This window comes from Brevibacterium sp. AGC70 (assembly GCF_057334195.1).
Window position 1 is genome coordinate 444,288 of the sequence record NZ_JBHFIH010000001.1, and the last position, 25,143, is coordinate 469,430.

Sequence of the window (25,143 nt, forward strand, 5' to 3'; positions counted from 1 at the left end):
TCCGGTACTCCTCACAAATTCGAAAACTGCAGGGCCGAAACCACTCGGCCCTGCAGTTTAACCTATTCGCTTATTTGGGCGTGCTCTCGGATTCCACGGTCAGCGATCCGTCGATGATCTGCTTCTTGAGCTCTTCGACCTTCTTCTTCACGTCCTCAGGAACCTTGTCATCGAAGTCGTGGTACGGAGCAAGTCCGACGCCTTCGTTCTCGAGAGTGCCGACGTAGGGCTCGGAGCTGAAACTGTCCTTCTGGGCTTCGGCGACGGTGTCCTCGACCGCGTTGGCGATCTGCTTGACCACCGAGGTGAGGATGATGTCACCGTATTCTGTGGACTCGTACCCGTCGGAGTCGACCCAGACGAGCTTGACGTCCTTGGCTTCCTTCGCGGCCGCGGCTGCACCCAGTCCGACAGGACCGGCGACGGGCATGACGACGTCGGCACCCTGAGAGATGAGCTGCTTGGTCAGCGCCTGGCCCTGACCCTGGTTCTCGAAGTCACCGGAGAACGATCCGTCCTGCTTCTCCTTGTTCCAGCCGAGGAGCTTGACGTCCTTCTTGTTCTCTTCGTTGAACTTCTTCACGCCGTCAGCGAACCCGTCCATGAAGATGGTCACCGAGGGGATCTGGATGCCGCCGAAGGTACCGACCTTGCCGGACTCGGAGGTAGCCGCAGCCACATAACCGGCGAGATAGGCGGCCTCGGCCGTGTTGAAGACGAGAGGTTTGGCGTTGTCCAGCGTCACCGGTTTGCCGTCAGCATCGGAGAAGGTGGAGTCGATGAGAGCGAAGTTGAGGTCCGTGTTGGCCTCAGCAGCCTCCTGGATCGCGTCCTCGAGCAGGAAGCCGACGCCGAAGGTGAGGTTGCATCCCTGCTGAATCATGTTGTCGACGTTGGGCTTGAAGTCCGCGTCACCCTGCGACTCGGCCAGCGACTCCTCTATACCGAGGTTCTTCTTCGCGTTCGTCAGGCCCTCACGGCCTGACTGGTTGAACGACTGGTCATCCCAGCCACCGGAGTCCGACACCATGCAGCCGAGGAAGTCTTCAGCTTTGGAGTCCCCGCTGTCTCCGGATCCGCAGGCGGAGAGAACGAGGGCAGATGCGGCGACAATCGACACCGCAGATACGAGCTTCTTCACGTTTACTCTTTTCTCAAGTTGCTCACGTCCAGCACTGGCGTCGATCGGGGCACAGAGTCCTCCGCCGAGGTTGTGAAACCACTGGATGATCACTCATATTTCAATGAATTTTCCGTCAGTCTAATTCACCTCATGCCCGTAACAGGGGCCTCTAGCATCTGAATCGTCGACACCGATATGAAAACGCAACATAACTTCATCTTCGCTCCAGCCCACCCCGACACTCGACCGCCCCGGGCATCGGCTCCCGCTCCTGTCCCCTGGCTGCCTGCCAGCTACCCGCGCATGCTGGTCCCAGACCTCTTGTGCACTAAACTGGAAGGCGATATGGCACATCTTCTCGGGGCTGAAGCCCTGCACCTCGAATACCCCACCCGCATCGTCTTCGACTCCGTCACGCTCGGCGTCGACGCCGGAGACATGATCGGCATCGTCGGCCGCAACGGCGACGGCAAGTCCAGCCTGCTGGGCATGCTCGCCGGCACCATCGAACCCGATTCCGGCCGCGTGACCTATCGCGGCGGAATGCGCCTGGGCATGCTCAGCCAACGCGACACCATGGACTCCGACGCGACCGTCGGCTATTCCGTCGTCGGCGACATGGACGACCACGAATGGGCCCGCGACGCCAAAGCCCGCGACATCATCGCCGGTCTCATCGCCGACCTGGACTGGAACGCCACAGTCGGCAGCCTCTCCGGAGGCCAGCGCCGCCGTGTGGCTCTGGCGGCTCTGCTCATCGAAGACTGGGACCTGCTCATCCTCGATGAGCCCACCAACCACCTCGATGTCGACGGCATCTCGTGGCTGGCCAAGCACATCAGGAACCGCTGGTCGAAGAACTCCGGGGCGCTGCTGCTGGTGACTCACGACCGGTGGTTCCTCGACGAGGTCTGCAACAAGACGTGGGAGGTCCACGACCAGATCGTCGAACCCTTCGAAGGCGGATACGCTGCCTATGTCCTCCAGCGCGTCGAACGCGACCGGATCGCTGCCGCAACCGAGCAGAAGCGCCAGAACCTCATGCGCAAGGAACTGGCATGGCTGCGCCGAGGTGCGCCCGCCCGAACGTCGAAGCCGAAGTTCCGGATCGAAGCGGCGAACCAGCTCATCGCCGATGTTCCGGAGGTGCGCAATCCGATCGAACTGAAGAAGATGGCGACGGCCCGACTCGGCAAGGACGTCGTCGACCTCCTCGATGTGTCACTGAGCTTCGGTGACCAACAGATCCTCGACAACGTCACCTGGCGCATCGGCCCCGGCGAGCGCACCGGAATCCTCGGCCCCAACGGTGCCGGCAAGTCGACCCTGCTCAGCCTCATCTCCGGTGAGCTCGAACCGGATGAAGGCAGAGTCAAGCGCGGGAAGACCGTGAAGGTCGGAGTCCTCGACCAGCAATTCAAGGAACTCGACGCCATCGCCGGACAGAAGGTCCGCGAGGTGCTGTCGGAGTCGAAGACGAGCTTCAACATCGAAGGCAAGGACTACACTCCGGCACAGCTGCTGGAGCGCCTCGGCTTTGCCAAAGAGCACCTCTCGGCCCGAGTCAAGGAACTCTCCGGAGGGCAGAAGCGCCGCCTGCAGCTGTTGCTGCTGCTCATGTCCGAGCCCAATGTCATCATTCTCGATGAGCCGACCAACGACGTCGACTCCGATATGTTGGCGGCGATGGAGGACCTCCTCGACTCCTGGCCGGCTACCCTGATCGTCGTCTCCCACGACAGGTACCTGCTCGAACGCGTCACCGATCAGCAGTACGCGATCCTCGATCACGGTCTGCGGCACGTGCCCGGCGGCGTCGACGAATATCTGAAGCTGCGTGCCGAGGACGCAAAATCCGGAGGTTCGAAGGGAACTGTCACCGGTCACGGTGCAGGGAACTCCGGCTCGGGCAATGCGAGTTCGTCTGCTGATTCGGGCGCAGACGCACTCTCCGGAGCCGAGGCCCGAGCGGCCAAGAAGGAGGTCTCCTCGATCGAGCGTCGCATGGACAAGCTGAGCAAGCGCATCGCCCGTGCCCACGATGAGATGGCCGACCACGACCAGACCGACTTCGAGGGACTCCAGAGACTCACCTCATCCCTGCAGGAGCTCAAGGACGAAATGACCGAGTTGGAGGAGCGCTGGCTCGAAGCCAACGAGGCTCTGGACGCCTGATGATGAACGGCGAGGATGGCTGATGGCCGATTCGGATCGGGTGCGGGAGCTCCTGCATGCAGAAGATGCCGCGACCAGGAGGCTCATCGCCACACTGTCCTCGGACATCAAGGATCTGTCGGCCGCCCGCGAGGGCGACAACAGCGACGACGAGCACGACCCCGAGGGATCGACTCTCGCCTTCGAACGATCACAGGCTGACACCTTGCTGCGTCAGTCCGAGGAGCGCCTGATCGCCATCGCCGAGGCGGAGCAGAGACTTGAGCGCGGCACCTTCGGAATCTGCACGCACTGTGGAAGCCCCATCCCTGAGGTGCGGTTGGAGATACGGCCCTACGCGCCGACCTGCGTCGCCTGCGCAAGCTGAAGATGCATGTGCTTCTGAGTTGAAGAGTCGAGAACTTTCAAGCTGAACACCCCCTGGATTCCGCCTTAGGGCGCGATGAGTTCTTTCTGCTTCGAGGCGCTGACGCGCTATCGTGGCGTGGTGCCCATACGAGATCACCGACTGGACCGCGCCAAAGGCATCCTCATCTTCACTGTCGTCCTCGGCCACCTGCTGGCCAGGACATCACCGTGGGAAGACGATGTCCTTCGTGCGCCGATGTACCTCATCTATTCGTTCCACATGCCGGCCTTCGTCTTCCTGGCCGGGATCACAGCGAAGTCGACGAGGCTGCCCGAACGTGTCCTGACCTTCCTAGTCCTGCTGTTCACTGTGCTGCCACTGATGTGGGGGTGGATGTGGGTCTTCGACCTCAATCCCGACTACAGTTTCCTCACCCCGTTCTGGTACACATGGTTCCTGCTGTCGATGGCGTGCTGGATCATCACCGTGCCGTTCATCGAACGATTCCCACGAACAATCCTCGTCGCCTCGGTGGTGGTGGGGCTCTTCGGTGGAATTCTGCCGATCCTCGACACGGAGCTCTCGGCGTCACGGTCCATGATCTTCTGGCCCTTCTTCGTCATCGGCAAGCTCTACGGCAAGCAGATTCTCAACTGGGCCGGGAGCCTGCGCATCTGGCAGAAGCTGTTCTTCACCGCGACTGCTTTGGGCGCGATCGGCTACTTCTACCTCGATGAGATCTACTACAAGTGGTTCTACGGCAGCCTCAACTTCGCCCACTTCGATGTCAGCATCCCCGAAGGCGTCGGCATCCGCCTCATCGTCGACATCGGCGCACTGCTCATGACATTGGCGCTGCTCATGTGGGTCAGCGACAAAGACACCATCATCGCGAAGATCGGCCGGAACAGCCTGGCTGTCTATGTCCTCCACGGGTTCGTCGTCCGCGGACTTCAGCCTCTGCTCGATGACGTCGAGGACATACTCAGCTCTCCACTGATCCTCGTCGTCTGTTTCCTCGTCGCTCTCCTCGCCACCTACGTGCTTTCGTGGGAACCATTCGAGAGAGCCCTGCGCTGGTATTCCTCCACCATGACCGGTCTGCTGCTCAAACCGTTTGCACCCTTGCGTCCGAAGCCCGGCAGACACTCGGATAGATCCTCCGGCAGAGGCTAGGAGAAGGCAGCTTCCCACGCTCTTCCCCTGACGGAACGAATCCTCTAGTCTGACGAGAACCTCGGAGTCGCTGAAAATGACTCCGACCGTCATATGACCGAATTGTGTCGATGTGACGTCGGCAACTCGTCCAAAGATGGTTATATGCGCAGAGTTCGGGCCTTCAGCCTGAGCGAGCTCAATCGCCTGTCCTCTACCTTCCGTACGGAGAGCACTCATGACTCAGTCCAACCCGTTGACCCAACGCCTCGATGCCGGACCAGTGATCTGCGCTGAGGGATTCCTGTTCGAACTCGAGAAGCGCGGCTACCTGTCGGCCGGAGAATTCGTGCCCGAGGTCGCGCTCGAATTCCCTGACGCCCTGCGCGCCCTGCACGTGGATTTCCAGCGCGCAGGCTCGGACATAGTGGAAGCCTTCACCTACAACGGCCACCGCGAGAAGATGCGGGTCATCGGCAAAGAGGATCTGCTGGAACCTCTCAACCGCTCGGCACTGCAGATCGCTCGCAGCGTTGCCGATGCCAAACCCGGCAACTTCATGGCCGGAAACATCTCGAACTCGAACATCTGGGATCCCGAGAATGCCGATCGCCAAGCCGAAGTCCGATCCATGTTCACCGAGATGGTGGGCTGGGCCGTGGACGAAGGCGCCGATCTCATCATCGGCGAGACCTTCTACTTCGCCGGCGAAGCCATTGCTGCAGCCGAAATCGCCAAGGCCAGCGGGCTTCCCGTCGTCCTCACCCTCGCTCCCATGGCCTTCCAGGAGATGGCCGATGGTGTCGGCATCGTCGAGACCGCGCAGAAGCTCGAACAGCTGGGCGTCGACGTCGTCGGCCTCAACTGCTTCCGCGGACCCGCGACGATGCTGCCGTGGCTGAAGGAGATCCGCGCGGCAGTGTCCTGTCACGTCGGCGCCCTGCCCATCCCCTATCGCACGACCCAGGATGAGCCCACCTTCTTCAACCTCTCCGACCCCCGCGCCGAGGTGGCTTCCCCGCACGGTCGCACCTTCCCCACAGCTCTCGACCCGCTGCAGACGAATCGCTACGAGATCGGCGCCTTCGCGAGGGAAGCCTACGACCTGGGCGTCAACTACATCGGCGTGTGCTGCGGTGCGACTCCGATGCACATCCGTGAGGTCGCCGAGGCGGTCGGACTGACCACCGATGCCAGCCGGTTCTCAGAGAACATGAAGAACCACTTCATGTACGGCGACAACGAACGCCTCGCCGAGAACGTCGTCGCGCTCGGCTCCACCGCCTGAGGCAAGCAATCAGCAGTACCGCCTGCACGAAGGCGTCTGCGTCTCAACGCACCACAAGTGCCATAACCACTCGCCGCAACGGGAGGTTATGGCACTGAGTGTATCCAGCGCAGCTACCGGTGCCGGCAGCGACCAGCGGGCGGTGTCAGCAACGGCCGGCGGGCGGCGTCAGCAGCGACCAGTGCCAGCAGCAGCCGGCGGGCGGCGTCAGCAACGTCCGGCCATCGCCTAACTGGACTGTGTCTCGAGATCTTCGAGGGAAACCGTGCCCTTGCGCACGGCGCGAAGCACACGATATGTCCGAACCACTCTGGGCAGAGTGATGAGCAGCAGCCCGCCGAGCATGTTGAACGGGATGACGATTCCAAACCATTTCAGCAGATCCAGCATCGTGATATCCGCCCCGGCCAACATGGCCGCGAAGATGACGATCGCGTTGAGGGCACCGTGGAGCATGCCGAGGCCGATGAGCAGCAGACCCGATGCCAGGCTGACGATGGAAAGAACGACGTCGTTCGAGGTGCCCTGTGACATCCGGGTGGACAATGTGACAGTAGCACCGGCCAAGAGCGACAGCGCGATCATCACCACCAAGGAGGGTTGGTCGAGATACTTCATAGCCGTGTCGATCATCGTCGAGTGGTAGTCAGGAAGCGACAGAACCATCAGCCCGGCAAAGGCGAGACCCCCGACGAGGTTGGTCACCAGAGTCACCGCCCACAGGCGGACTATCTGAAGAACATTGGCCTGACCCGCGATCACGGCATTGATAGGCAGCAGAAACTCTTCGGTGAACAGCTCTGAGTGGGCAAGCTTCAACGCCAGCAGACCAATGCCGAAGGCAAGACCGGCCAGCACGTCGGACCCCGTCGCCTGTTTGACCAGAATCATCGCCAGGATTCCCAGGCCCACGTCGACACCGCCGAAGAACCCGGTGACAACGAGCTCAGGCCACTTCCGGTTCAGGCGCTTTGCCCCTGTGATCACGGTCGCTGTTGCCTCATCGACCAACTCGTCTTCGAGGTCGAAGTCATTCGCCCCTAGTCGCTGACGCTGCTCTCTCTGAGTCATTGCCACAGTGTATTTGTGAGACCTGTGTGTTTGTGGGCCCGGTGCAACTGCGGGAGCCGTGTATCTACGGGACTCGCAGTTGCCAGAGATACCAACTTAGAGACACCGACTGATCCGCGATCGATTCAGTCCCGCTGCACAGCTGGAGCGATTCGCCCCTCACTGCACACCAGAAGCGCCAAAACACCCCGTTGCCACGAGATGTTTCAGCGCTCTTTGTGCGTGGTGCAGCCAAGTGGCCGCCTCAGAAAGACCACCAACGAGGCGAAACGCTATTTAGGTGTCTGCTTTGTGCAGCAGACTCCGCTCGTCCGCAGGGACTGTCTGAACTTGCTCAGCCTTTTTGAAGTCGTCCTGCCGCAGGACCAAAAGAGCTATCAGCGAAATTAGACCGGTCGCAACGAAGAAGTACCAAGGTGCGGTGATATCACCAGTGGTGGAGATGAACCATGCAGCAATCAGGGGAGCACTTCCGCCGAAGATGGCCACCGGCAAATTGTACGCAACAGCAATCCCTGTCGACCGGATCCTCGTTGGCAGCAACTCCGTCATTGTTGCGTAGGTGGACGACGCATAGAACCCGAATGAAAGAGCGCAGGCCATGAGCGGGAGGAAGAAGCTCACTGGCGTGGCTCCAGGAGCCGCCAAGAAGAACCACAACATCGACCCAGTAGCGGCGACTCCCGAAGTCAACAGGATCGGCTTCCGGCCCCACCGATCTGACATCATTCCGCCGATCGGCATGACGGCAGCAGACAGCAAACATGCACCGATCACGAACCAGAAGCGCACGGAATCCGAGAACTGCAGAATCTCGCTGATGAAGGTCGACGCATATGTGAGCACGAGGTAGAAGATCGACGCATGGACTGTGATGATGCAGAACACCAGCATGATTGCGCGCATCCAGGACAGCGTTTCGCGCAAAGGCGCCTTTGAGCTCTCCCCTGCGGCTACTATCGCTTGGAACTCTGGGCTATCTTCGAGTTTCAGCCGAATGTAGATCGCGACCAGTCCCAGCACACCTGCAAACAGGAACGGAAGCCTCCATCCCCACACGAGCATCGACTCCGTACCGATGATGGCTGATAGCCCATTCGCGACGAGGCTTCCCAGAAGGAGTCCCAGGACGGCTGTTGTCATGAGCCAACTTGTCGAATGCCCTCGTTTGCCCGGCCCGGCGTATTCGGCGATGAAGCTGGTCACAGTCCCGATCTCGCCTCCTGCGGAAAAACCTTGGATGCAACGGAGGAGAATCAGAAGGATCGGTGCTGCGACTCCGATAGTGCTGTAGGCCGGTAGGAGTCCGATACAACAGGTGGATCCGGCCATAAGTATCAGGACGATCAGCAGAGTCTGTTTCCGGCCAATCTTGTCCGCCATGGGCCCGAAGAATAACCCCCCAAGGGGTCGGATAAAGAAACTCAGTGCAAACACGGCAAAGCTGCTCAGCAGGGACACCGTCGGGTTCTCGGAGGCAAAGAATAACTGCCCCATGTACACGGCCAAGAACCCGTATATTCCGTAGTCGTACCACTCGATGACGTGCCCGGTCACGGCGCCTGCGAACGCTCTCTTTCGGCGTTGGCCGCTGACTTCCTGTATCTCGATTTCGCGCATAGTTCTACCTTTCTCAGACGCGTCGCTGCGTCGACGAGGTACGTCATGACATTGGGCCATAACGCGGAATTGCTGCAATCATCCGCTGGGGCGAGTCGAAGCCGAGTTCGGCTCGACAAACCAGTGAACCTCAGGACTCGGAGACGCCGATCTTGAACCGGCGGATCTTCCCCACGCTTGTGCGCGGGAGTTCATCAATAATGTGCCATTTCCGAGGACGAGCCGAAGGCGCTAGATTCTTCTCAGCCCAGGACGACAAGCTGTCGATGTCGAGTTCGTTCGCACCACTCCGCGCGACAACGTAAGCGTGCGGAACGATATCTCGTATGGGATCCGGAGCGGCGATGACAGCGGCCTCCAAGACCCCTGGCGCCTGAGCAATCACAGCTTCCACTTCGGTCAGGCTCACGTTCTCCCCCGAAACTTTGACGACGTCGTCGACCCTGCCGACGAATGACAGATCCCCGATCTCGTCCGATTTCGCCAGATCACCCGTCAACAGCCATTCGACGCCTGAGTCGTCAGTCAGAAAGCTCCGAGAGGTCGTGACCGTATCGTCAAGGTATTCGAGAAACAGGTCCTTGCCGCGGGTACCTGCCACAGCAATCATCCCGGGCACGTCCCCTGTGACCTCGTCTCGAGTTACAGGGTCGAGCAACTTCACAGCTCGACCTGGCAGAGGACGACCGATCCGGTCTGGCCGGGGAGGCTGCGAACGATCGTATGAGACTATCGCGATCGTCTCTGTCATGCCATATAGCTGTCTGGGCAGCACCCCCGCCAGCTGACTGAATTCCTGATGATGAGCAGGCGCAAGATTCTGCGCGTACCAGACGTGTTCGAGCTTGAGAGGCTCTGTGGCGCCTGGCGTGCGTGCCAGAATCATCCGAATCGGAGCAGCAAACAGACTGGCATGAGTGACACCAAGCTCTCTGGCCTGCTCAACCCAACGACTTGCCGAAAAGCTCGCCGTCATGGCGACCGATGCCCCCACTCTGATCGCCGAGGCGAAACAGTAGTACTGCGCATTCGCATGGAAGAGCGGCAGGGTCACGAACCACCGGTGATACGGGTCCAACGCAGCAGCCTCGGCCATTTCCGTCGCGACCTTGAGATAGTTTCCTTGGGTCAGCACCACACCTTTGGGCTGTGAAGTCGTGCCTGAGGTGAACATGACTGCCAAGCGGTCTGTGGGATCGTGTGTCAGTTCTAGCGCCGAGGCCGAGGTGTTGCCCATCAGTGCTCCCCCTGCGGAAACATCTGCCGAGGACTCTCCAAGTTCGACAATTGGCATCGTAATAACCTGCGATTGCGCGCCGGCTCGATAGTCTGCGCCTCTTTCACTGCCGCAAATGCCAAGGGCTGGCGTGACGCGACCGATCTGCGATGCGATGTCTCGAGACGATGCAGCTGGGTCGGACGGAACCATCCACGCACCGATCTTTGCGATAGCCAACCAGAGTGCGACGAACGCTGGACAGTTCTTCAGACACAGATGCACCGAATCTCCAGCATGAACGCCGTGTTCATCGAGTCTGCCTGCGACCTTGTCGACGATGCTGGAGAATTCGCCATAAGTCCATTCGGAAATAGCTCCGTCGTCGTCACGGAACCTGAGGAACAGCCGTGCACTGTGCTGCGCCACGGTGTTGTCCCAGAGCAGTGAGAAGGTGTCTGCGGAAAGGGACGGGCGCTTCGAAATCACGGTCATGCTGTGGCTCCACTGTCATCGTTGACGTCTTGCGAACTTGTTGATCGTCACAATCATTGCAGGTTCGCAATTGAGCTGATAGGTCGAAGTCTCCGAATTTTCACGGTCACAGTTAGAGAAATCTCTATAAATCATTCATTTGGAGTCCGGGTTCTTAGCGAATCCACTGTCGTATGCCTCCAACGCCCACCGCAATCCGAAGAGCTCATCGATTCCGTGCTCGAAGCCTCCAGTCAGATCGCTGAACTTCTGCAGACGGTATCGGACAGTGTTCTCATGCACGTTCAGTTCTTTCGAAGTCTGCCTCACAGAGAACGATGCTCTCAGCCATGTACGAAGTGTTTCCAGAATGTCGCGGCCAGCGGCAGTGGCCGGACTGAGAGGACTTATGTACCGGTGGATCAGATACTCATTGATGTCCGTGGAATCCGGCACAGCCAGCTTCCAGGCATACGATTCCATACTGTGAACCCCTGACTGTTCTTTGCGTGCCAGCTTCCAGACCTGCTCACAGACTCGCGCCGACCTGACAAGGTGCATCAGTGGTGCGAATGGGCCGATCGCTAAGGGCACTTCCGATACTGTGACGGTCGGGGTTCGAGCAACGATGGCGACAACTCGAAGGTCGATCTGCGCAACCAGAGCCTGCGCTCGAGCTGTCGAGCCCGACGACTTCACATCACGGATGATCTTCTCGACGTCATTGCCAGAGGCCGGGATGGCCGCAACAGCATAGACTCCATCAATGTCCATACCGTGCTTCTTCGCCCGCTGCCTAGTGTCCTCGTCAATGACGGAATCTGTCGTCAACTTGCGCACCAATGAACCGATTTCGAATGACTGCTTCATCGCTTCAGTGCCCGCTCGGTAGCGGTACTCTGCCGCAGCTCCAGCGGTGAACCAATCACCAAGACGCCACAGCAGTGTGGCCCCGTCCAGCGTGTTCTGGGGATCAAGACCGGCAACTGTAGCCTTTGAGATAAACGACTCGTGCGTGGCGCTCAAGCTGATTCGGTAGGCCCGTATTATGTCCTCAATGGGCACGTTCTCGTCAATCCGAGCACGGGTAGTCGCCCTGTGCTCGGCGTTCTCTGAAACCGCGGGAATCTGCCGAGAGATCAAGACGTCCACAGCGCGCCGGGCATTTGTCCTCACTGAAGCAAGCAGTTCATCTCGGGGTACCCCCACGTAGGTTGCCAGCTCCCCATAAATCCGAGAGGCTGCAAGTTCAGCAATGCTGTCTTCATCCTCTCGGATCCTGAGGGCGACTTCCGGCAGCGCCGAGCTCACGTCAGCTCTTTAGATTTCACCACGACAGTCCTGCGCGGTCGGTGTTCCATCACGACTGCGACGTCACGCCGATCGAGTCGAGTGCGGTTTCAAGGCGGGAGATCGAGCCGTCGATGTCGCCGAGCTTGTCGAGGCCGAACAGGCCGATTCGGAAGGTGGAGAAGTCTTCGGGCTCGTCGCAATGCAGGGGCACGCCGGCAGCGATCTGAACGCCGGCTTCCTTGAACTGAGCACCGGTGGCCAGCTGCGGGTTGTCCGTGTGGACGACGACCACGCTGGGCGAAGCGAATTCCGGTGCCGCAACCGAAGGCAGTCCGCGATCGGAAAAGACCTTGCGGACCCGGTCGCCGAGTTCGAACTGTGCAGCGGCAAGCTTGTCGAAGCCGCGTTCCTTCGTCTCGAGCATGATGGCGGCATTGTGCGCGAGCGAGTCAGTGGGCATGGTCGCGTGGTACGGCGCCCGGCCTGCTTCGTATTCGTCGGCGATGAACAGCCACTTCTTCAGGTCCATGGCGAAGCTCGTCGAGGTGGACTCATCGACGGCGGCGCGGCCGGCTTCGCTGAGCATGACGTAGCCGGCGCAGGGCGAACCGCTCCAGCCTTTCTGCGGCGCGCTGATGAGGACGTCGACGCCCAGCTTCTCCTGTGAGGCCCAGACTGCACCCGAGGCGATGCAGTCGAGGACGAAGACACCACCCACGCTGTGGACCGCGTCGCTGACCTGGCGCACGTAGTCGTCTGGCAGAAGCATGCCTGAGGCGGTTTCGATGTGAGGAGCGAACACGACGGCCGGGCGCTCGCGCTCGATGGCGGCGACCACCTCGGCGATGGGGGCAGGAGCCCAGGCCGACTGGTGCTCATCACTGAGAGGCGACGCCTTGAGCACGGTCGTCTCGCTGGCGATGGATCCTGCGTCGAGGATCTGTGACCAGCGGAAGGAGAACAGGCCGTTGCGAACCACAAGGCACTTCTTGCCCGTCGCGATCTGCCTGGCCACCGATTCCATGGCATAGCTGCCACCACCGGGGACGATGGCGACGCTGTGCGCGTCGTAGGCCTCGCGCAGGATGCGATTGATGTCCTGCATGACGGACACGAACCGACCCGACATGTGGTTGAGTGATCGGTCGGTGAAGACCACCGAGTATTCGAGCAGGCCGTCTGGATCGATATCTTCATGTGGCAGAGTCATGTCACCAACATTGCCACGTTCGGCGATTTTGGGCCACTGCCGCTCAGCTGCAGAGACATCGCCGCGGACGAGACGTTCCAGGCGCGGCGACCTCGGTGATCACAGCTGCACCTCGCTGCGATCACCCGACCACAGTGTATGGAAGGTTCCGGCGCGATCTGTGCGCCCGTAGGTGTGGGACCCGAAGAAGTCCCGCTGGCCCTGCACCAGCGCCGCCGAGGCTCTGGAAGTGCGGATGCCGTCGAAATACGACAGCGCCGAGGCCAGGGCTGGAATCGGCACGCCAGAGGAGGCGGCATCGGCGACCGTATCCCGGAGAGCCTGTTGTCCGGAGTTGAGCGAATCCCGGAAATACGCGGCGCCAAGCAGCGAGCTCAGATTCGGATCGGCCTCGAAGGCTTCCGTGATCCGGTCGAGGAATCTGGCCCGGATGATGCAGCCCGCCCTCCAGATCCTGGCAACCTCACCGAGCTGCGTCTTCCAGCCGTGCTCCTGCGCTCCCGCGGCGATCTCGTGGAAGCCCTGCACGTAGGCGAGGATCTTTCCCGTGAACAGCGCTTGCCGCACGGTCTCAATGACCGTGTCACGGTCGACCACCGCCGAGATTGAGGCATCGTCGAGCGCTGAATCGCGGGCTTCCTCGAGCGCCGAGGTGACCGTCGAAGGACCGTCCAACGCCGTCCCGGAGGAACGCAGCACGGAGGCCGCGGACAGCGATCTGGCCGAGACCGCCTCGGCGATGGTGGCGACAGGCACGCCGAGGTCGAGGCCGGTCTTCACCGTCCAGCCGCCGGTCCCCTTGGCTCCGGCAGAATCAGCGATGATGTCGACGAACGGCTCACCTGTGGCTGCATCGGTGTGGTCGAGGACCTCGGCGGTGATTTCAATGAGGTATGACTCGAGGTCTCCTCGGTTCCATTCTCTGAAGACCTCTGCGATCTCAGGAGGGGTGAGTCCGAGCCTGCTCCTCAGCAGTGCGAAGGCTTCGGCGATGAGCTGCATATCTGCGTACTCGATCCCATTGTGGATCATCTTGACGAAGTGGCCGGCCCCATCGGTGCCCACATGAGCGATGCACGATTCCGGGTCCGCCTGTGCGCTTCGCCCGTCGCCGGGTTCGGCACGAGCCGAGGTGGATTCGGCACAAGCCGCGTTGGATTCGGCACGCGCGGCGATGGGTTCGAGAATGGGCCGCAGTCTTGACCACGCAAATTCGGTGCCGCCGACCATCATCGATGGCCCCTCAAGCGCACCGACCTCTCCCCCGGAGATGCCGACCCCGACGAATTCGATGCCGGTCTTGGCCGCGGTCTCACCGCGGGCGATCGTGTCCGTAAACAGCGAGTTTCCGCCGTCGACGATGATGTCTCCGGGTTCGAACACCTGCAGCAGGTCGCTGATCGCCGAGTCCGTGGCCGGGCCGGCGTTGACCATGAGGATCGCCACGCGCGGACCCGACAGCTTGCTGGCCAGATCCGCCGGCGATGAGGCGACGAGGAAGTCCGCTTCGTGATGCTCGGCCGCCAGTGCTCGAGCTCGGTCGACGTCGCGGTCGTAGATGGCGACTCGCGCTCCGGTCCGGCCGGTCAGATTCCGTGCGAGGTTTCGTGCGAGGTTCGAGCCCATCACTCCGGTGCCGATCACGCCCACTTCCGCGGTCATACCCAATCCTCTTCCTCGTGGCTGATGGTCATGGCTGCCAGTTACGGCGAAATGTCCAGTGACGGGTTCTCGCAGCGGTTGACAGTTTCACCAGTCTCATTTAGATTTCTATAAATCTGATTTAATGAGTGCAGTTTAGCAATGTCATCATATTTTTACGAGAGGCCAACTGAGATGGATCTTCCCCCGCTTGTCATCATGGGGGTGTCCGGCACGGGGAAGACACTGATCGGCCGCCGCTTGGCTGCGGAGCTCGGAGCCGCGTTCGTCGACGCCGACGATCTCCACAGCCAAGACAACAAGTCCAAGATGCGTGCTGGAGTCCCCCTCGACGATGAGGACCGGTGGCCGTGGCTGAAGTCCGTGGCCAGTGAACTGACCTCGACTCCACCTCCCATCGTCGCCTGTTCCGCGTTGCGACGCAGCTATCGGGATTACCTGAGGGCACAGGCGCCAGCAACCTTCTTCGTCCATCTCACCGGGAACCGCGAGATCATCGTCGAGCATCTCGCGCGGCGTTCACACGAATTCATGTCACCGACCCTTGTCGACTCGCAGCTGGAGACGCTGGAACCGCTCACTGTCGAGGAAGCACATTTCCTCGCGCCCATCGATCTGTCTCCCGCCGAGGTGAGTCGATACATCATCGAGCGTCTGCCCCACACCACCTGACCACTGTCCATCACCACCTGACCACTGACGAACCTCAAGGAAGAGGCAATTGTGACCGAGATCGAACTCAACTGGACGCTGTCGGCCCCGGCCCTGCTCGGCATCGCCGCAGCAGCCATCGCGGTGCTGCTCATCCTCATCATCCGCTTCAGGCTTCACGCCTTCATCGCGCTCGTCGTGGTCAGTGTGGTCACCGCCCTGGCCGCGGGAATCGCTCCCGGCGATCTGGTGCCCGTCATGTACGAGGGCTTCGGGTCCACCCTTGCCAGCGTCGCACTCCTCGTGGGGCTCGGGGCCATGCTCGGGAGGATGCTTGAACTCTCGGGTGGAGCTCAGGTGCTCACGGATGCGCTCATCAAGGCTTTCGGAGAGAAGCGCGCGCCCCTGGCCTTGGGCCTGACCTCGCTGCTGTTCGGCTTCCCGATCTTCTTCGATGCCGGTCTCGTCGTCATGCTGCCGATCATCTTCACGGTGGCCAAACGCCTCGGCGGATCTCTGCTTCTCTACGCCATGCCATCGGCGATCGCGTTCTCGGCCATGCACATCTTCGTCCCTCCACATCCCGGGCCCGTGGCCGCATCCGGACTTCTGGGCGCGAACGTCGGACTCGTCCTCATCTGCGGCCTGATCATCGCCGTGCCGGCCTGGTATCTGTGCGGGTATCTGTTCGGGCTCTTCATCGGCAAGCGAATCGAAGTCTCGGTTCCCTCGCTCCTGGCCCACGATCCGGCCGAGGAGTTCGCCGACTTCAGGTCCTCACCCAAACTCTCAACGGTTCTCGTCCTGCTTGCCCTTCCGCTTGTGCTCATCTTCCTCAACACCGGCCTCGACTTCGCCGGTGAGGCCGGCTGGGTCGACGCCGAGTCCACTCTGGTCACTTCGCTGCGGATGCTCGGTGAGACCCCGATCGCCCTGCTCATCACGGTATTGGCGGCCATGTGGCTGCTGGGGTGGCGGAAGAAGAAGGGCAGAAGCATGGTCGAGAACATCGTCGACTCGGCTCTGGGCCCAGTCTGCTCGATCATCCTCATCACCGGAGCCGGCGGCATGTTCGGCGGTGTGCTGCGAACCAGCGGGATCGGTGATTCCATCGCCGATTCCCTGGCGACCCTGGGTCTGCCGGTCATCGTGGCCGGATTCGTCATCGCCGCGATCGTGCGCGTCGCGCAAGGTTCAGCCACGGTCGCGCTCACAACTGCGGCGGCACTCATGCAGCCGGTCGTCGTCGGCAATCCGGACTTCTCGAGCCTGCAGGTCGTGGCCATCGTGCTGTCCTTGGCCGCTGGCTCCGTGGTCGCCAGCCACGTCAACGATTCGGGATTCTGGCTGGTCTCCCGGTTCTTCGGCATGGACACGAAGACCACTCTGAAGACCTGGACCGTGGCTCAGACCATCCTCGGTCTGGTCGGCTTCGCCCTCAGCCTCGCCCTCTACGGTGTCGTCAGCGCGTTCTGACCAGCCTGCCTGAGGGTCGTCAGCCTGCCTGAGGGGCGTCAGCCTGTCCGGCGGGTCGTCGGCCCAGCCTGTCTGAGGGTCGTCGGTCCAGCCTGTCCGGAGGGTCGTCAGTCCGCTCTGAGGCGCGGCTGGCCCGCCCAGGCATCTTCCATCTCGGCGAAGGCTCGATCCATTATCTTCGTCATCGCAGCATGAGCTCGATCGGGGTCCCCGTTGCCGATGGCATCGGCGACGTCGAAGTGCCATTGCAGCGCCTCTGGATGGGGAAACTTCGGCATCAGCCCGGCGTGCGTTCGACCGCGCAGGATCTCGGCGACGACCGAGTCGAAGGAAGCGAAGAGTTCGTTGCCGCCGGCTCTCAGGACTGCCCGATGATAGGCGATATCGACCTCCAGCACCGCCTCAACATCGCCCTTGCGTCCGCTGGTGCGCATTCTGGCGGCCAATCCCATGATCTCCTCGGCCGCATCGGCTGAGGCATGGACGGCGGCCAAGTGTGCTGCCTGAGGTTCGATGGCGACTCTCAGCTCGGTCAGGGAACGCAGTTGGAGTGCCGGGGTTGCGGCCATTCTCCACCGCACCACCAGAGGGTCGAGTATGGTCCATTCCCGCATGGACAGAATCACCAGCCCCAAGCGACGGATCGGCTTGACCATCCCCAGGGACTCCAGAACACGCACCACTTCGCGCACCACCGAGAGCGAGACTTCGTACCTCACACGCAGCTCCTCGGCCCGGACGACCGTTCCCGCTTCCAGGTGACCGGTGACGATGTCAGTGCCGATCGAATTGAGAAGACTTTCGTGGAGGTTGCCGCCCGATGTCCGACTGCTCGTTCGTTCGTCAGCTGCAGAGCCCGGACCAGGATCCTTCGCCTCGGCCATCAGTGCTCGATGATGTGGGCGCCGGGGGCAGGTCCCGTGGTCCGCAGCGCTTCCTTGACTCCGCGCGTGGCCTGGAGCAGGACAGCGAGGTCAAGAGCGTGATGGGCGTCGCGGGCGAGGAAGCCGATCGTGGGGCCCGAGCCGCTGAGCAGGGGCAGGAGGGCACCGGCTGCACGTCCGGCCTCCATCACCTCGGCGAGTTCGGGCATGGCCGATATCGCGGCATCGGTGAGGTCGTTGGCGGCCGCGCTGGCAAGGGTGTCCGGGTCGCCGGCGGCGAGCGCCGTGAGCACCTCGGCGGGCACGACCGCTGGTTCGGGGTTCGGGGTGAGTTCGTCGAATCGTGAGTACATCGCCGGTGTCGACAGTTGCCTCGCCGAGGTGGCCATGACCCAGTGGAATGATCCGCGGGTGAGGACGGGGGTGAGTTTCTCCCCGCGTCCGTGGCCGATGGCCGTTCCTCCGTGGAGGAGGAAGGCGACGTCGGCCCCGACTCCGACCGCGCAGTCGTGGAGGATCGACTCATCGACTCCCCCGACGAGGTGGGCGGCACCGCACAGTGCTGCGGCCGCATCGGCCGATCCCCCGCCCATGCCGCCGGCGACGGGGACCTGTTTGTCGATGACGATGTCGAGCTCACGCAGGACGTCGACGTCGCGTTCGTCTTCGAGGGCTGCGATGAGGAGGTTGATGGCCTTGCGGGCGAAGTTGGACTCGTCCTGGGGCACCTCGTCGTCTCCGTAGCGACCGCCGACGACGATCGAGGAGCTCCCGCCGGGGACGAGGGTCACGGTCTCGTTGAGGTTGAGGGCCTGGAACACCGTCGCGAGTTCGTGGTATCCGTCATCGCCGGCCCCACCGACGCCGAGGTGGACGTTGATCTTGCCCGGCGCCTGCACCTTCACCGGCGTCAGGGTCTTCGGGCACGAGTGCAGCTGTGCGCTCATGATCGTGCGCTTCCCGTCGTGGAAGTGCCACCCTGTGCGGCGCCGGCTGCGGCGAGTCGCTCGAAGTCTGCGACGCCGAGGGCTTCGCCGCGCGTCTTGGGGTCGATGTCTGCAGCACGCAGCAGCTCTTCTGCTCGCTGTGCGCTGCCGGCCCACGTCGCCAGGGCAGCGCGCAGGGTCTTACGACGTTGGGCGAAAGCCGCGTCGACGACGCCGAACAGGCGACGCCGCTGCTCCGGATCACGGTGGGTGCGGGTGACATCGATGTGGACGAGTCCGGAGTCGATGTTCGGGGCCGGCCAGAACACGTTCTTGCCGATGCGTCCGGCCAGCGTCACGTCGCCGTACCACTGGGCCTTGACACTGGGCACACCGTAGGTGCGTGATCCGGGGCCGGCAGCGAGTCGTTCTGCGACTTCGAGCTGGACCATGACGAGCACGGACTCCAGGCTCGGGAAGATCTCGAGGAAGTGCAGCAGCACCGGGACCGCAACGTTATAGGGCAGGTTCGCGACCAGCGCGTCGGGGGCCGTGGGCAATTCGGTGACTCTGAGCGCATCAGCATTGACGAGTTCGAAGTTCGCGGCTTCGTCGGCAGCGGCCGTGCTCTGCCCGTGCTCCTCTGCTCTCTTCCCGTACTTCTCAACCGTCGCAGGCAGGCGGGCGGCCAGGACCTCGTCGATCTCAACGGCGGTGACATGGTGCCCGGCTTCCAGCAGACCCAGCGTCAGCGATCCCAGGCCGGGACCGATCTCGACGACGCTGCTGTAGTCCTGAAGCTTCGCGGACGTCACGATCGAGCGCACGGTATTGGGGTCGATGACGAAGTTCTGCCCCTTCTGCTTAGTCGGGCGCAGACCGATGTCGGCGGCGATTTCGCGAATGTCGCGTGCGGTCAATAACGTCACAGCCAACAACTTACAGCACTCATTCCCAGGCACAATCACCGAGCACTCCTGACGCCATTTCCTTATGCTCCTGCAACATCGCAGTCAGACGGCCGACGCCAGGACGATAGGGTGAACGGTATGGATCCGCAGACACTCACCGAACTCCTCGACGTCTCCGTCCTCGACCGGCTCGACCGGATCGAGGACCTGCCTGCCGATGAGCTCGCCCGATCATCGGCGCTGCGCAAGGAAGGCTATTCCGCCGAGGTAACCGCAGGCCTGCTCACACAGGCCCAGCTGCGCAAGGACGCCGTGAAGAAGCTCGGCCCGTTCGCCGAGGACATGCTGTTCACTCGTGACGGTCTGGCCCAAGCCACACGACTGCCGGTGGCCGCCCATCACGCCCGCCGCCTCCTCGGCGAGGGCAAGGACACCGGTGGCGACGAGGGTACCGAGGGCAGTGCTGGTGCGGCAGATTCCACACCCACGATCGCAGATCTGGGCTGTGGGATCGGCGCCGACTCCTTCGCCTTCGCTGGGATGGGCGCCCAGGTCACCGCCGTCGACGCAGACGAGGTCACGGCCGCCATCGCCAGCTTCAACCTCCGCCACCTGGCAAATGCCAGCGTCGAGCACGCCCGCGCCGAAGACATCGACACCTCCGCCTTCGACGCCCTGTGGTTCGACCCGGCCCGCCGCACAGTCGGGAAGGGGACCAAGAGCGGCTCCACCGCACGCATCTTCGATCCCGAAGACTTCTCCCCTTCCCTGTCCTGGGTCATCGACAAGGCGCTCGCGGCGAAGGCCGCAGGTGTCAAACTCGGGCCGGCACTCGACCACAGCCTCATTCCCGATGAGGCCGAGGCACAATGGGTCTCCCACCTCGGCGAAGTCGTCGAGGTCTGCCTCTATTTCGGTGAGGCCAGGCAGCGTCCCGGGCGCAGCGCCCTCGTCATGGGCGAGCGCACACTCCTCGTCCACGAAGATGATCTTCCCGCCGACGATGAGGACGGCGTCGGCGAGCTCGGTCAGTACCTCCTCGAACCCGACGGCGCGATCGTGCGCGCCGGACTCGTCACCGCCCTGTGCGGACCCTTGCAGGCTCGCCGCGTCCACTCGAAGATCGCCTATCTGACCACAGACGTCGAACCGACCGGACCTGCCTCGGCCGGGGTCACCACCTATGAGGTCACCGATGTGCTGCCGGCGAAGATCCCGAGCCTGCGCAAGGCCCTCATCAGCCGCGGCATCGGCTCGGTCGTGATCAAGAAGCGCGGAGCTGATATTGTTCCTGACCAGGTCAGGCGTCAACTCAAGTTGCCGGCCGGAGACAAGGCCACACTGGTCTTCACCCGCCTGGGCGATCGTCATGTCGTCCTCCTGACTCAACCCTGCTGAACCGTCCCAACCCTGCCGAACCGTCCCAACCCTGCCGAACCGTCCCAACTCTGCTGAAATCCCTTCGCCCCACCTCACTAGGAGAATCCCCCATGAACCGCTCCGACGTTCTCATCACCGCCGACGAGCTCCTCGCTCGCCTCTCCGACGACGGATCCACGCCGAGGCTGCTCGACGTCCGCTGGACACTGCAGAAGCCTGATGGCCGCGAAGACTTCACCGCCGGGCACATTCCCGGAGCCATCTACGTCGACTTGGACACCGAACTCGCCGCGCACTCCGAGACTGACCCCACAGCCGGACGACACCCGCTGCCGTCTGCAGAGGCATTCCAGGACCAGGTCCGGGCCTGGGGCATCGATCAGCTCACCGACGTCGTCGTCTATGACGACAATTCGGGCCAGGGCGCCGCGCGCGCCTGGTGGCTGCTGAAGTGGGCGGGAATGAAGGCACGTGTCCTCGACGGCGGCCTGAGGGCTTTCGTTGCCGCCGGAGGCGAATTGGCCGCCGGAGCCGGTGACCCCGTACAGCCGAGCACCGTGACGATCTCCCCCGATTCGATGCCCGTCATCGACGCCGACGCGGCAGCAGCATGGACAGGGGTCCTCCTCGATGCTCGCGCCGGCGAACGTTTCCGCGGAGAGACCGAGCCGCTCGACTCACAGGCCGGCCACATTCCCGGTGCCACGAGCGCGCCCGCCAGCGACAACACCGCAGATGGACGGTTCCTCGACGAGGAGTCTCTGCGGTCGCGCTTCTCGGCCCTCGGCGCTCTCGACCAGCCCGTCGGCGTCTACTGCGGTTCAGGCGTCAGCGCCTGCCACAACGCCTTGGCGCTGGCGACCCTCGGTGTTGAGACGAGCCTCTATCCAGCCAGCTGGTCGGGATGGTCATCCGACGCTGCCCGCCCGGTCGCAACTGGAGCCTGAGGACCCACCGGGCTCACCCGCTTCACGTGCCTCACCTACCTCACGTGCTTCACACGCCGAGCGCCTAGCGTTTAGCACGTGCCGACTCCACCTGCGAACGCCGGCTCCAACACCAACGGGCCGGCTCCAATACCAACGGTTGGTAAGTTCATTTCGATCTCCGCAACAATTTCGAAGTGAACTTACCAACCGTTCGACATTCGAAGCGCGACACGGTCAGCGCGACACAGCACGGCCTAGTCACCGCAGCGCACCAACCAGACACAGTCACCACAGTCAGTCGCCAGCATGGCCGTGACGAGCGGACTCCGCCGATATCGTCGAGTTCGAGTCGGCATTCTTCGTCGCAGAAATGTCATTTTCGGGCTGTTACATAGGCCGATTTGTTACATACAGGCAGGGAAGATGACGAGAGATAGGTCATATCACCACCCGACAGCACCAGGCAAACGGGCAACTGTTACAGAAACTTCAGCGCGGAATAAGCTTCTGACCTGCACTGTTACACACGTCCGCGAAGACTTCTCACCCAATGTAACGAAAACGTGACATTAGGTCACTGATTGGTTACAGTTGTGAAGGTCGGTCTCGAGAGTGCCGACTTCACAGCGAGAACCGCACGCCACGCTCGATGTGAAATCACTAAGGACCGAAAGTGGCGGTTGGGATTCTTTCCAATAGGTGACGAGAGGAAAACGTGGCAAATAAGCAGCATGGCCGCCGAGCCGCAGAAGCCAAGGTCAAGACTCCCTTGACCGAACTGACCGATATCCTGAACGCCAACTCCGCCGTCTTCGGACGCCGTGCAGCCGTTGTCGCTGCCAGCGGTGGCCTGCTCACCGCAGCAGTCCTTCCGGCAGCAGGACAAGGGGCCGATGACAAGGCCGCAGTATCTGCGGAGTCAGAAGCTCAGACGCAGGTCGAGTTCAAGAACCAGTCGGCGACCGTCGCTGCGGACGAAGGCTCGTCTTCTCAGAGCAAGGACAAGAAGCACAGCGCCTCCATCGGTGTCGATGTCGAGAACATCACTGCTGAGGCCGCTCCCAAGCCAAAGCCGAAGCCGAAGCCAGAACCCGTCGAGACCACCGAAGACGAACCAGCCGACGAGCCCGCTCCGGCTCCGGAACCCGCAGAGGACGACTCGGACGACTCCGCCAACACCGGTTCTTCGGACTCCGGCGATGAGGACAAGGGCGAGAGCAAGGACTCCGGTTCCGATGCAGGCTCAATGGACGGCTCGAAGGCGGAGCAGGTCATGAGCTGGGCAGAGAAGGGAACCGGCACGCCTTACGTCTACGGCGGAACCTCCCAGAGCGGTTGGGACTGCTCCGGTTACACCAAGTGGGTCTACGGCAAGGTCGGTGTCGATCTGCCTCGCAACTCGGGGGCACAGAAGGCCGCTGGCCAGGTCGTCTCTCAGTCGGAAGCCAAGCCTGGTGACCTCATCTGGCACCCAGGTCACATCGGCATCTACGCCGGTGACGGACAGATGTATGATGCCGGCTCACCAGGGTCTGGCACCTCGAAGCGCAGCTACAGCTGGATGGGTGACGTCACCTTCATCCGCGTTCTCTGATCCAGTACTACGAAGAAACCCCTCGTCCGCCTTGATGGTCCCAGCCGGACGAGGGGTTTTTCGTGCCCTGCCGCGATGCTGCGGTCTGGGGCGCTGCCTCAGCTGCAGTCTGGGGCCTTGTCGCTTCCGTCGTAGTCGACGGGCAGCTTGCCCGAGGCTCTGAGATCGCCCTTGAGCCATTTCGCCACGGCCTTCAGCGCATTGGGATTGCTGTCATAGGCCGTCACAGCCGACTGTGCCGAGGTATTGCGCATCGTCCACGGTGCAGCGGTGCCGACCGCCACCTCGGCGGAGGCGTCCGGGCTCAGGCTCACGCTCGTCCCACCGGAGTCGACTGTGAGGCCCGCGGCCTTGGCCGCCTGGTTCAATTCGCTCTTCTCCTTCTCGCTGCCGCCGACGATGGAGATCGAGTCGGTGCCCTCGAATGCGCACTCCCCCTTGAGGACCGTCAGGGATTTCTCGGCCACATCGGTGAGGACCTTCTGCGGATCCTCGGATCTGGCTGGCCCGGAGCTGCCCTCTGACTCGGAGTCGTCCCCACCGGAATCGTCGGTCATCGCCTTCTGAGTCTCGGCAGTGGCCAGCTGCATCGCCACCACGCGCTCTGCCTTCTTCTGCAGATCGGACTTCTTCAGGTCTCCGTCCTTCATGGCCTTGGCCACCGCCTTCTGTGCGGCGGCAGAATCCGGTGGCATCAGTGCGAGATCCGCGCCGGCGGACAGCGCCTTGACGGTCTCTTTGCCGCTCTGGCTCTGGTCCACGGCCTTCATGTTGAGGGCGTCGGTGATGATGACTCCGTCGAAGTCAAGCATGTCTCGCAGTGACTGATAGGCCTTCTCATTCAGCGTCGCCGGCGTCGTCTTCGCATCCGGCAGGCCGATGTGTCCCATCATCACCATCGGGATGCCGGCCTTCACGGCGGACTTGAACGGCAGCAGGTCCGTGTCCTCGAGTTCCTTGATGCTCTTCTTCGACACCGGCAGGCTCTCGTGCGAGTCGACGTGAAGTCGACCGTGGCCGGGGAAGTGCTTCGCGGAACTGGCGACACCGCCGAGGTGGTATCCAGTCGTGGCTTGCGCGACCACCTCGGCGGCTGCCTTGTGATCGTCACCGGCCGAACGCACGTTGATGGCTACGTCCTTCTCACCGGTTGTGACATCGGCGTCAGGGGCGAAATCGATGGTGAAGCCCAGGTCGGTGAGGTTCTGGCCCTGCACCTTGGTCGCGGTCTGCGTCAGGTCGGGATCCTGGGTGGCAGAGAGCGCCATCAGCGGTGGGAACGGCAGCGCGCCGGTTCCCAGCCGCGAGACCGGACCGCCCTCCTGATCGACGCCGATCGACACGGGCTGTCCCTTCGAACGCGACGCGTTGACTGCTTCGGTGACACTCTTGACCTGGTCAGGAGTCGGATTCTCGGGCAGATTGTCGGCCATGACGATGACCCCGCCGAGGTTGTTGTTCTTCAGCAGATTGACCCCGGTCTGGGTGTCAGTGCCCGACCAGGTGCCGATGATGAGGGACCCTGCCAGCTCATCGTCGGAGAACGATTCGACGATCTCCTTCGCCTCGTCGGCGAAGTCATCGGGGTCGATGTCTGCGGGTTCGGCGGCCTTTTCAGGTTCGGCCTTCTGTGCCGATTGCGGGGCTCCGGCTTCCCCGGTCTTCTCCGATTGCGGGCCGGGCGTTCCGCCGGAGCAACCGGTCAGGGCGAGCACGGCGGTTGCGGCGATGATGCCAAGTCTGGGGCGCATAGCAC

General features: G+C 62.2%; 20 protein-coding genes. 9 read left to right on the plus strand and 11 right to left on the minus strand.

Going from position 1 to position 25,143, the window contains the following annotated elements:
* Positions 1-70 precede the first annotated feature (70 nt).
* Complete coding sequence (locus ACE03M_RS02000) at positions 71-1,141, minus strand: BMP family lipoprotein (protein ID WP_485932492.1); 1,071 nt, start codon at positions 1,139-1,141, stop codon at positions 71-73.
* Between the two features lie 327 nt (positions 1,142-1,468).
* Here ACE03M_RS02000 and ACE03M_RS02005 point away from each other — a divergent pair, with 327 nt between their 5' ends.
* The 4 genes from ACE03M_RS02005 to ACE03M_RS02020 all read left to right on the plus strand — a co-directional run bounded on the left by ACE03M_RS02005 (position 1,469) and on the right by ACE03M_RS02020 (position 6,090).
* Positions 1,469-3,298, plus strand: coding sequence for an ABC-F family ATP-binding cassette domain-containing protein (locus ACE03M_RS02005; RefSeq protein WP_143923480.1), 1,830 nt, complete (start codon positions 1,469-1,471; stop codon positions 3,296-3,298).
* 22 nt (positions 3,299-3,320) lie between these two features.
* Entirely contained in the window at positions 3,321-3,665 is a 345-nt protein-coding gene (locus ACE03M_RS02010) for a TraR/DksA family transcriptional regulator (protein ID WP_485932494.1), read from the plus strand.
* Positions 3,666-3,785: 120 nt separating this feature from the next.
* Positions 3,786-4,823 (plus strand): acyltransferase family protein, encoded by a 1,038-nt coding sequence (locus ACE03M_RS02015; RefSeq protein ID WP_485932496.1) that lies wholly within the window; start codon positions 3,786-3,788, stop codon positions 4,821-4,823.
* A 217-nt stretch (positions 4,824-5,040) separates the two neighbouring features.
* The gene (locus tag ACE03M_RS02020) at positions 5,041-6,090 is read left to right on the plus strand and encodes a homocysteine S-methyltransferase family protein (RefSeq protein WP_143923483.1); all 1,050 of its coding nucleotides are present in this window, start codon (positions 5,041-5,043) and stop codon (positions 6,088-6,090) included.
* A gap of 228 nt (positions 6,091-6,318) precedes the next feature.
* Here the strand turns inward: ACE03M_RS02020 and ACE03M_RS02025 are convergent, their stop codons facing one another.
* From ACE03M_RS02025 to gndA, 6 genes are all read right to left on the minus strand, one after another.
* Positions 6,319-7,161: a formate/nitrite transporter family protein gene (locus ACE03M_RS02025; RefSeq protein WP_485932498.1), complete on the minus strand. Its 843-nt coding sequence runs from the start codon at positions 7,159-7,161 to the stop codon at positions 6,319-6,321.
* 276 nt (positions 7,162-7,437) lie between these two features.
* Positions 7,438-8,841, minus strand: a complete 1,404-nt coding sequence (locus ACE03M_RS02030) for an MFS transporter (protein WP_353843855.1) — start codon at positions 8,839-8,841, stop codon at positions 7,438-7,440.
* A 70-nt stretch (positions 8,842-8,911) separates the two neighbouring features.
* A complete protein-coding gene (locus ACE03M_RS02035; protein ID WP_485932501.1) occupies positions 8,912-10,492 on the minus strand; it encodes a class I adenylate-forming enzyme family protein in 1,581 nt (526 codons plus the stop codon).
* Between the two features lie 135 nt (positions 10,493-10,627).
* Positions 10,628-11,782: a PucR family transcriptional regulator gene (locus tag ACE03M_RS02040; RefSeq protein ID WP_485932503.1), complete on the minus strand. Its 1,155-nt coding sequence runs from the start codon at positions 11,780-11,782 to the stop codon at positions 10,628-10,630.
* 49 nt (positions 11,783-11,831) lie between these two features.
* Positions 11,832-12,974, minus strand: coding sequence for a pyridoxal-phosphate-dependent aminotransferase family protein (locus ACE03M_RS02045; RefSeq protein ID WP_485932505.1), 1,143 nt, complete (start codon positions 12,972-12,974; stop codon positions 11,832-11,834).
* A 99-nt stretch (positions 12,975-13,073) separates the two neighbouring features.
* The gene (gene gndA / locus ACE03M_RS02050; protein ID WP_485932507.1) at positions 13,074-14,636 is read right to left on the minus strand and encodes an NADP-dependent phosphogluconate dehydrogenase; all 1,563 of its coding nucleotides are present in this window, start codon (positions 14,634-14,636) and stop codon (positions 13,074-13,076) included.
* A 174-nt stretch (positions 14,637-14,810) separates the two neighbouring features.
* Here gndA and ACE03M_RS02055 point away from each other — a divergent pair, with 174 nt between their 5' ends.
* Together ACE03M_RS02055 and ACE03M_RS02060 are read left to right on the plus strand one after the other, a co-directional pair.
* A complete protein-coding gene (locus tag ACE03M_RS02055) occupies positions 14,811-15,308 on the plus strand; it encodes a gluconokinase (protein WP_143923549.1) in 498 nt (165 codons plus the stop codon).
* 51 nt (positions 15,309-15,359) lie between these two features.
* Entirely contained in the window at positions 15,360-16,763 is a 1,404-nt protein-coding gene (locus ACE03M_RS02060) for a GntP family permease (protein WP_485932509.1), read from the plus strand.
* A gap of 107 nt (positions 16,764-16,870) precedes the next feature.
* On the opposite strand, the gene ACE03M_RS02065 is transcribed toward ACE03M_RS02060, so the two are convergent.
* The 3 genes from ACE03M_RS02065 to rsmA are packed head-to-tail and all read right to left on the minus strand — an operon-like array spanning position 16,871 to position 19,502.
* The gene (locus ACE03M_RS02065) at positions 16,871-17,647 is read right to left on the minus strand and encodes a FadR/GntR family transcriptional regulator (RefSeq protein ID WP_485932511.1); all 777 of its coding nucleotides are present in this window, start codon (positions 17,645-17,647) and stop codon (positions 16,871-16,873) included.
* Positions 17,647-18,594 (minus strand): 4-(cytidine 5'-diphospho)-2-C-methyl-D-erythritol kinase, encoded by a 948-nt coding sequence (locus tag ACE03M_RS02070; protein WP_485932513.1) that lies wholly within the window; start codon positions 18,592-18,594, stop codon positions 17,647-17,649. The genes ACE03M_RS02065 and ACE03M_RS02070 overlap by 1 nt, the downstream gene beginning before the upstream one ends.
* Positions 18,591-19,502 carry a 16S rRNA (adenine(1518)-N(6)/adenine(1519)-N(6))-dimethyltransferase RsmA gene (rsmA, locus tag ACE03M_RS02075; protein ID WP_485932515.1) on the minus strand — a complete coding sequence of 304 codons (912 nt, stop codon included), beginning with the start codon at positions 19,500-19,502 and terminating at the stop codon, positions 18,591-18,593. The genes ACE03M_RS02070 and rsmA overlap by 4 nt, the downstream gene beginning before the upstream one ends.
* Before the next feature lie 120 nt (positions 19,503-19,622).
* On the opposite strand from rsmA, the gene ACE03M_RS02080 reads away from it, so the two are divergent.
* The 3 genes from ACE03M_RS02080 to ACE03M_RS02090 all read left to right on the plus strand — a co-directional run bounded on the left by ACE03M_RS02080 (position 19,623) and on the right by ACE03M_RS02090 (position 23,387).
* Positions 19,623-20,882: a class I SAM-dependent methyltransferase gene (locus ACE03M_RS02080; RefSeq protein WP_485932516.1), complete on the plus strand. Its 1,260-nt coding sequence runs from the start codon at positions 19,623-19,625 to the stop codon at positions 20,880-20,882.
* Positions 20,883-20,974: 92 nt separating this feature from the next.
* Positions 20,975-21,811, plus strand: coding sequence for a sulfurtransferase (locus ACE03M_RS02085; RefSeq protein WP_485932518.1), 837 nt, complete (start codon positions 20,975-20,977; stop codon positions 21,809-21,811).
* Between the two features lie 697 nt (positions 21,812-22,508).
* The gene (locus ACE03M_RS02090; protein ID WP_485932519.1) at positions 22,509-23,387 is read left to right on the plus strand and encodes a C40 family peptidase; all 879 of its coding nucleotides are present in this window, start codon (positions 22,509-22,511) and stop codon (positions 23,385-23,387) included.
* Positions 23,388-23,485: 98 nt separating this feature from the next.
* On the opposite strand, the gene ACE03M_RS02095 is transcribed toward ACE03M_RS02090, so the two are convergent.
* A complete protein-coding gene (locus ACE03M_RS02095; RefSeq protein ID WP_485932521.1) occupies positions 23,486-25,138 on the minus strand; it encodes a glycoside hydrolase family 3 N-terminal domain-containing protein in 1,653 nt (550 codons plus the stop codon).
* Between the last annotated feature and the right edge of the window lie 5 nt (positions 25,139-25,143).

Excerpts from the sequence above, each read along its gene's own strand:
- ACE03M_RS02005 (WP_143923480.1), top strand. The coding sequence starts at position 1,469 with ATGGCACATCTTCTCGGGGCTGAAGCCCTGCACCTCGAATACCCCACC.
- ACE03M_RS02010 (WP_485932494.1), top strand. The coding sequence starts at position 3,321 with ATGGCCGATTCGGATCGGGTGCGGGAGCTCCTGCATGCAGAAGATGCC.
- ACE03M_RS02020 (WP_143923483.1), top strand. The coding sequence starts at position 5,041 with ATGACTCAGTCCAACCCGTTGACCCAACGCCTCGATGCCGGACCAGTG.
- ACE03M_RS02025 (WP_485932498.1), bottom strand. The coding sequence starts at position 7,161 with ATGACTCAGAGAGAGCAGCGTCAGCGACTAGGGGCGAATGACTTCGAC.
- ACE03M_RS02030 (WP_353843855.1), bottom strand. The coding sequence starts at position 8,841 with ATGGCCCAATGTCATGACGTACCTCGTCGACGCAGCGACGCGTCTGAG.
- ACE03M_RS02035 (WP_485932501.1), bottom strand. The coding sequence starts at position 10,492 with ATGACCGTGATTTCGAAGCGCCCGTCCCTTTCCGCAGACACCTTCTCA.
- ACE03M_RS02045 (WP_485932505.1), bottom strand. The coding sequence starts at position 12,974 with ATGACTCTGCCACATGAAGATATCGATCCAGACGGCCTGCTCGAATAC.
- gndA (WP_485932507.1), bottom strand. The coding sequence starts at position 14,636 with ATGACCGCGGAAGTGGGCGTGATCGGCACCGGAGTGATGGGCTCGAAC.
- ACE03M_RS02055 (WP_143923549.1), top strand. The coding sequence starts at position 14,811 with ATGGATCTTCCCCCGCTTGTCATCATGGGGGTGTCCGGCACGGGGAAG.
- ACE03M_RS02065 (WP_485932511.1), bottom strand. The coding sequence starts at position 17,647 with ATGGCCGAGGCGAAGGATCCTGGTCCGGGCTCTGCAGCTGACGAACGA.
- ACE03M_RS02070 (WP_485932513.1), bottom strand. The coding sequence starts at position 18,594 with ATGAGCGCACAGCTGCACTCGTGCCCGAAGACCCTGACGCCGGTGAAG.
- ACE03M_RS02080 (WP_485932516.1), top strand. The coding sequence starts at position 19,623 with ATGGATCCGCAGACACTCACCGAACTCCTCGACGTCTCCGTCCTCGAC.
- ACE03M_RS02085 (WP_485932518.1), top strand. The coding sequence starts at position 20,975 with ATGAACCGCTCCGACGTTCTCATCACCGCCGACGAGCTCCTCGCTCGC.
- ACE03M_RS02095 (WP_485932521.1), bottom strand. The coding sequence starts at position 25,138 with ATGCGCCCCAGACTTGGCATCATCGCCGCAACCGCCGTGCTCGCCCTG.